The organism is Agromyces humi, assembly GCF_009720255.1.
Taxonomy (GTDB): Bacteria; Actinomycetota; Actinomycetes; order Actinomycetales; family Microbacteriaceae; genus Agromyces; species Agromyces humi.
The window spans coordinates 1-6,008 of the sequence record NZ_WJSP02000225.1 but is presented as its reverse complement, the minus strand read 5'-3'; the positions used below and the strand labels follow the sequence as shown (position 1 = coordinate 6,008).

Below are 6,008 nucleotides of genomic sequence, written 5' to 3'. Positions count from 1 at the left end.
CGGGTCGAGCTGCACTGGCTGGAGGACGTGTCGTGGGAGGGGCTCCACGGGAAGCTCCTCGAGCGTGAATGGCACGTGCTGCACTTCATCGGCCACGGGACCTACGACACCGACACCGACGCGGGGGCCGCCGCGTTCGGATCGGCGACGGTGCCGAACTCGGACTCGGCGGTGGCTGCGGGGTCGATGGCGACCGGCAGGTCGGCCTGCAGCGCGGCATTGACGATCTGCGCCGAGTCGCTCGGCACCACGCCGCTCTTGTCGTCGGTGTAGCCGGTCGGGTACTGCAGGAAGACGACTTTCGACAGGTCGACGTCCTGCAGCGTCTTCGCGATGGAGATGAGCTGGGTGGGGTTCTGCAGGGCGGTCGAGAGGGTCATGTTCGAGAGCACGGCCTTCGCGATCGAGTAGAGCTTGACCGGGTCGCCGAGCGTGCCCGAGCTCTGCATCGTGCGCATGAGCGACGCGAGGAAGGTCTGCTGGCTGGAGATGCGCCCCAGGTCGCTGCCGTCTCCGACCCCGTGGCGGGTACGGAGGAACGCGAGCGCGTCCATGCCGGAGAGGGAATGCGTTCCGGGATCGAGGAACAGCCCGGTGTACGGGTCCTCGATGCGGTCGGTCACGCAGACGTCGACGCCGCCGACGGCCGACGAGAGGGCGGCGACGCCGTAGAACTCCACGATGCCGCCCAGCGGGATGGTCACGCCGGTGAGCTGCTCGAGCGTCGTCGCCACGCAGCCGAGCCCGCCGTACGAGAGCACCTCGTTCATCTTCACTTCCGACATGGCCGACAGCTTCTCGCCCTCGGGATCGTTCGGATCGGTGCACTCGGGGACCGACACGTACATGTCGCGGGGGAAGCTCACGACCTCGACGTGCGAGTGGTCCTGCGAGATGTGCAGCAGCATGGTGACGTCGTTGAGCACCGCCGACTCCTCTTCGGGGTCGCCGAACGCGCCGTCCTCTGGGCGCTTGTCGCTGCCGACGAGCACGAAGGTGAGCCCGCCCTCCATCGCGCCGATGTCGGGCACGTTCTCGAGCACCTTCTCGCTCTCGAGCTTCACGGGCGGCTTCACCGACTGCACGAGGTCGACCGCGGCGTACGCGGCGATCGCGGCGCCACTCACCGCGAGCACGCCGACGACGGATGCCGCGATCTTGCCGTACGTCGCCCAGCCACTGTGTCGCGGCAACCGCCCGTGCCGCGGCACGGCAGGCGGCGACGACGGTTGCTGCCCGGTCCGACCGCTCATGTCGCGTCCCCTCCGACGCGCTGATCCTATCCGCCCGAGCCGCGAGGCGGCAGGACCCTTGTCACGGAAGCGAGTCGCGGCTACTCACGGCAGCGAGTCGAGCACCGCCGCGAGTCCGGCGTGGGCGACGTCGTCGGCCGTCTCGGATGCCGCGGCGATGACCTCGGCGGGGGCCTGGCCCATCGCGACCGAGCGACCGGCGGCGCCGGCCCAGGCGAACATCTCGAGGTCGTTGCGGCCGTCGCCCACGGCGAGCACGCGCTCGGCGGGCACGTCGAGCCAGCCGCGCACCCGCTCGAGTGCGGTGGCCTTGCTCACGCCGTCGGGCGCGATGTCGAGCCACGCGGTCCACCCGATCGCGTAACTGACCTGGTGCAGGCCCATCTCCTCGACGATGCGCAGGAAGTCCTCGAGCTCATGGTCGGGCGACACGACGACGACGCGGGTCGCGCGCTGGTCGAGCAGCCCCTCGAACGACACCTCTCGGGCGTTCTCGAGGTTCCAGTCGGTCATGCCCTCGGTGTAGAGGCGGTAGCCGTCGGGCAGTTCCACCATGAACCGGCCGCTGGGCAGGAACGCCCGGATGCGCTCGAGCACGCGCGTCGGGTCGAAGGTCTCGACGTGCTCGCGCACGTAGCCGTCGGATGCCGCGTCGTCGCGTCGCATGGTGATCGCTCCGTTCGCGCACACCACGTACTCGGGCGCGAGCCCGAGGCGCTGGAGCACCGGCGCCGTGGTGGACCACGAACGCCCGGTCGCGAGCGTCACCTCGTGGCCCCGCTCGCGTGCGGAGGTGATGGCGTCGGCGACGCGTTCGTCGATCGACTCGTCCTCGTGCAGGATCGTGCCGTCGATGTCGAGCGCGACGAGCCAGGGCCGGCCGGCGGGCGCCGGCTGCGGCATCCGCTCGCTCATCGCGTGACGGGCTCAAGCACCTCGAGGCCGCCGAGGTAGCCGCGCAGGGCCTCGGGCACCACGACCGAGCCGTCGGCCTGCTGGTGCGTCTCGAGGATCGCGACGATCCACCGGGTGGTCGCGAGGGTGCCGTTGAGCGTCGCGACGGGCGCGGTCCTGCCGCTCTCGGTGCGGTGCCGGATGTCGAGGCGACGCGCCTGGAACGTCGTGCAGTTCGACGTCGACGTGAGCTCGCGGTACGCGCCCTGGGTCGGCACCCACGCCTCGACGTCGAACTTGCGTGCCGCGCTGGAGCCGAGGTCGCCGGCGGCCACGTCGATCACGCGGTAGGTGAGGCCGAGGGCCTGGAGCATCTCCTCCTGCCAGCCGAGCAGCCGCTCGTGCTCGGCTTCGGCGTCGGCCGGGTCGACGTAGCTGAACATCTCGAGCTTGTTGAACTGGTGCACGCGGATGATGCCGCGGGTGTCCTTGCCGTGGCTTCCGGCCTCGCGACGGTAGCAGGTGGACCACCCGGCGTAGCGGAGCGGGCCGTTCGACAGGTCGACGATCTCGTCGGAGTGGTAGCCGGCGAGCGCGACCTCGCTGGTGCCGGTGAGGTAGAGCTCGTCGTCGGGAAGATAGTAGATCTCCTCCGAGTGCGCGCCGAGGAATCCGGTGCCCTGCATGATCTCGGGCCGCACGAGCGTCGGGGTGATGAGCGGCGTGAAGCCGTTGGCGAGCGCGCGGTCGAGGCCCATGTTCATGATGGCGAGCTCGAGGCGTGCGCCGATGCCCTTGAGGAAGTGGAAGCGCGCCCCCGAGACCTTCGCCCCGCGGCCCATGTCGATGGCGTCGAGCAGCTCGCCGATCTCGAGGTGGTCGCGCGGCTCGAAGTCGAACGACGGGACCTCGCCGACCTCGCGGAGCACGATGAAATCGTCTTCGCCGCCGGCTGGCACGCCGTCGATCACGACGTTGCCGAGGCGCTGCACGGCCAGGCGGAACTCGGACTCGGCTTCGCTCACGCGCTGGTTCGCGTCCTTCACGCGCGCCGCGAGGTCCTGCGCCTGGGCGACGAGCCACGCCTTCTCGTCCTTCGGCGCCTTCGCCACCTGCTTGCCGAAGGCGTTCTGCTCGGCGCGGAGCGACTCGTACTCGGTGATCGCGGCCCGGCGCACGGCGTCCGCTGCGACCGCCTCATCGACGAAGGCGGATGACTCGCCGCGCAGCTCCTGGGAATGCTTGATCAGCTCGGGGTTCTCGCGAAGCAGCACGGGGTCGATCACGCGAGCCAGTCTAGCCCGGGGCACATGGCATACCGTTGGCAGGGTGACGGCGGTCGGGACGGACGAGACGGCGGATGCCGCGGCCACAGCGTTGCGCGCCGCGGTGATCTTCAACCCGACGAAGAGCGGGGTCGCCGAGCTGCGAGCGGCGGTGGCGCGTGCCGAATCCCGGCAGCACTTCGCGCCGTCACTGTGGATCGAGACCACCGAGGACGACCCCGGCAAGGGGATGGCGAAGGCCGCGCTGCGGCAGGGTGTCGACCTCGTCATCGCCGCCGGCGGCGACGGCACCGTGCGGTCGGTGGCGGCGGGCCTGCGCGGGAGCGGCGTGCCGCTCGGACTCGTGCCGCTCGGCACGGGGAACCTCTTCGCCCGCAACCTCGGCATCCCCGTCAACGACCAGGGCGACGCGGTGGTGCTCGCCTTCTCGGGCATGGACCGCGCCGTGGACATGCTCATCGCCGAGGTGACCCGACCCGACGGCCGGCCCGAGTCGCACGTCTCCCTCGTGATGTCGGGCATCGGCATCGACGCGACCATGATCGCGAACACCAATCCCGACCTGAAGAAGCGCTTGGGGTGGCTGGCCTACGTCGACGCCGGCCTGCGGGCGATCCCGGCTTCCAAGCCGTTCCGCGTGGTGCACCGCACCGACGCCGGCCGCCTGCACCGGTCGCGGGTGTCGAGCATCCTCGTGGCCAACCTGGGCTACCTGCCCGGCAACATCGAGCTCATCCCCGACGCCGAGATCGACGACGGCAAGCTCGATGTCGTCGTGCTGCAGCCGCGCAACCTGCTCGGCTGGCTGCTCGTCTGGCGCCGCGTCACCTGGGAGAACCGGGTGCTGCGCAAGTCGGCGCTCGGCCGGCAGTTCATGGACCTCACCGGGGGCAGCCGGCGCCGCGAGATCCTCTACTCGAGGGGCCGCGCCGTCGACATCGAGATCGAGGCCGCGCCCGAGGAGTTCGAGATCGACGGCGACGAGTTCGGCACCGTCGTGGCGGCGCGGTTCCGCGTCGACCCCGCATCGCTCATCGTGCGCGTGCCGCGCTGACGCGGCGCGAGGCACCAGAACAGCACGAGGCCGAGGGCCGCTGCGGCGGAGGTCGCTGCCAGGATCGGGCCGAGCGTCCACGAGAGCTGGTTCATGGCCATCGCCATCACCTGCTCGTCGCTCGGCTCGCCCTGCCACGAGAAGCCCATGGTCATGGTGCGCCGAGAGGCGTTGTACAGCTCCGCCGCGACCAGCAGGGGCAGGACCACCACCGCACCGAGGGCGATCACGGTCGGGTGGACCCGCCGGCGCCTCATTCCTCCCCCTCGACGGCCGCCGTGCTCCGCGCGAGGACAGCCCAGACCACGAGTACCACGACGCAGCCCAGCGCCCCCGCTTGGATGAACCCGGGCGCGACGGAGGCCAGGAACCGGATGGCATCGCCCTCGGAGCCGCTCGCGGTGCCGGTGTACACGGAACGGTCGGTGGCGGCGTTCCACACCAGCGCGAGCCCGGCCACGACCAGCAGGAGACTCGCCGCGAGGCCCATCCAGAGGCGTCCCGTCGGTACCCGACGAGCACCTCCGACCTCGGGCCCCTCATCGAGCAGGTCGACGGCGGGCATCGACCCCGGGATCGTCGTCGGGCGAGGATCGGACGCCTCACGGTCGGCGACGAGTGCACGGATGAGGTCGGCCGGATCATCCTGCGGGGCCGGCCGAGGAGGTTCGGGGCGCATGGCGTCCTCCGGCGGAGAGGCCGTCGGCTCGGGCTGCACCCCGGCATGCTCGCCCGCGTATCCGCGCTGGAACCTCGCATCGAACCTCGGGTCGATGTCCGCCGTGCGTTCGTTCACTCCTGCTCCTCCACTGCGTGATCCGGATGCCGCGTCCGGCGCAGCCGAGGCAGGCACCACACGAGCACGAGGCCGAGGGCGGATGCCGCGACGGCGAGCCCGAGCGATGGCAACGCCACCGAGTACGCGAAGTTGAAGAAGGCCCACGCCTGCACGACGTCGGCGGAGGGCGAGTCGCCCGACCACTGCAGCTTGCTCTCGATCTCCTGCATGCCGGTGATGGCCCACCACAGGGCCAGCAGCGCGGCGGTGCCGAAGGCTGCCAGCGCGATGGCGGCGGGGTGCGGCCGGCTCACCGCTGCTCCTCGGCGCTGGGCGAGCGGCGGCCCGTGACCGCCCAGGCCACGAGCACCGCGACGATGCCGACCAGGCCCGCCTCGACGAGCGCGGGGGCGAGGGCGTTGATGACGAGGCGAACGCTCTCGTCGAGGCCGGCGCGCACGCCGCCGATGTAGTTCGACGGGTCGGAGGCCTGCACCCAGAACGCGACCGAGCCGACCACGACGAACGCGGCGCAGGCGGCGAGCGCGATCCACAGCCAGCGGGTCGGACTGAACGGCTGGTCGACGAGCTCGTCGCCGGGCGGGTCGTCGAGGTCGGCCGCAGCCTCCTCAGCGACGTCGATGGCGTCGGTGACGTCGGCGCTGGTCGTCGTGACGGTCCCGTCGTCTGGGTTCGGGTACTCGTTCCGGTGCCGGCGACGGCGGACCCGGTGGACGTCGCGT

7 protein-coding genes are annotated in these 6,008 nt (G+C 71.1%); 1 reads left to right on the top strand and 6 read right to left on the bottom strand.

The window, feature by feature from the left end; all coding sequences use genetic code 11:
- Window positions 1-101: 101 nt before the first annotated feature.
- The 3 genes from GH736_RS15450 to serS all read right to left on the bottom strand — a co-directional run bounded on the left by GH736_RS15450 (window position 102) and on the right by serS (window position 3,433).
- Window positions 102-1,253: an LCP family protein gene (locus GH736_RS15450; RefSeq protein WP_159604910.1), complete on the bottom strand. Its 1,152-nt coding sequence runs from the start codon at window positions 1,251-1,253 to the stop codon at window positions 102-104.
- An 84-nt stretch (window positions 1,254-1,337) separates the two neighbouring features.
- Window positions 1,338-2,156, bottom strand: a complete 819-nt coding sequence (locus GH736_RS15445; protein WP_159604908.1) for an HAD family hydrolase — start codon at window positions 2,154-2,156, stop codon at window positions 1,338-1,340.
- Window positions 2,157-2,164: 8 nt separating this feature from the next.
- Window positions 2,165-3,433, bottom strand: a complete 1,269-nt coding sequence (serS, locus tag GH736_RS15440) for a serine--tRNA ligase (RefSeq protein ID WP_159604906.1) — start codon at window positions 3,431-3,433, stop codon at window positions 2,165-2,167.
- A gap of 43 nt (window positions 3,434-3,476) precedes the next feature.
- Between serS and GH736_RS15435 the strand changes: the two genes are divergently transcribed.
- The gene (locus tag GH736_RS15435) at window positions 3,477-4,487 is read left to right on the top strand and encodes a diacylglycerol/lipid kinase family protein (RefSeq protein WP_235934304.1); all 1,011 of its coding nucleotides are present in this window, start codon (window positions 3,477-3,479) and stop codon (window positions 4,485-4,487) included.
- Window positions 4,488-4,740: 253 nt separating this feature from the next.
- Here GH736_RS15435 and GH736_RS15430 read toward each other — a convergent pair whose 3' ends face one another.
- From GH736_RS15430 to GH736_RS15420, 3 genes are all read right to left on the bottom strand, one after another.
- Window positions 4,741-5,283 (bottom strand): hypothetical protein, encoded by a 543-nt coding sequence (locus GH736_RS15430; RefSeq protein WP_159604904.1) that lies wholly within the window; start codon window positions 5,281-5,283, stop codon window positions 4,741-4,743.
- Window positions 5,280-5,579, bottom strand: a complete 300-nt coding sequence (locus GH736_RS15425) for a hypothetical protein (RefSeq protein WP_159604902.1) — start codon at window positions 5,577-5,579, stop codon at window positions 5,280-5,282. The genes GH736_RS15430 and GH736_RS15425 overlap by 4 nt, the downstream gene beginning before the upstream one ends.
- A partial coding sequence (locus GH736_RS15420; RefSeq protein ID WP_159604900.1) for a hypothetical protein occupies window positions 5,576-6,008 on the bottom strand: 433 nt, incomplete at its 5' end. The genes GH736_RS15425 and GH736_RS15420, both read right to left, overlap by 4 nt.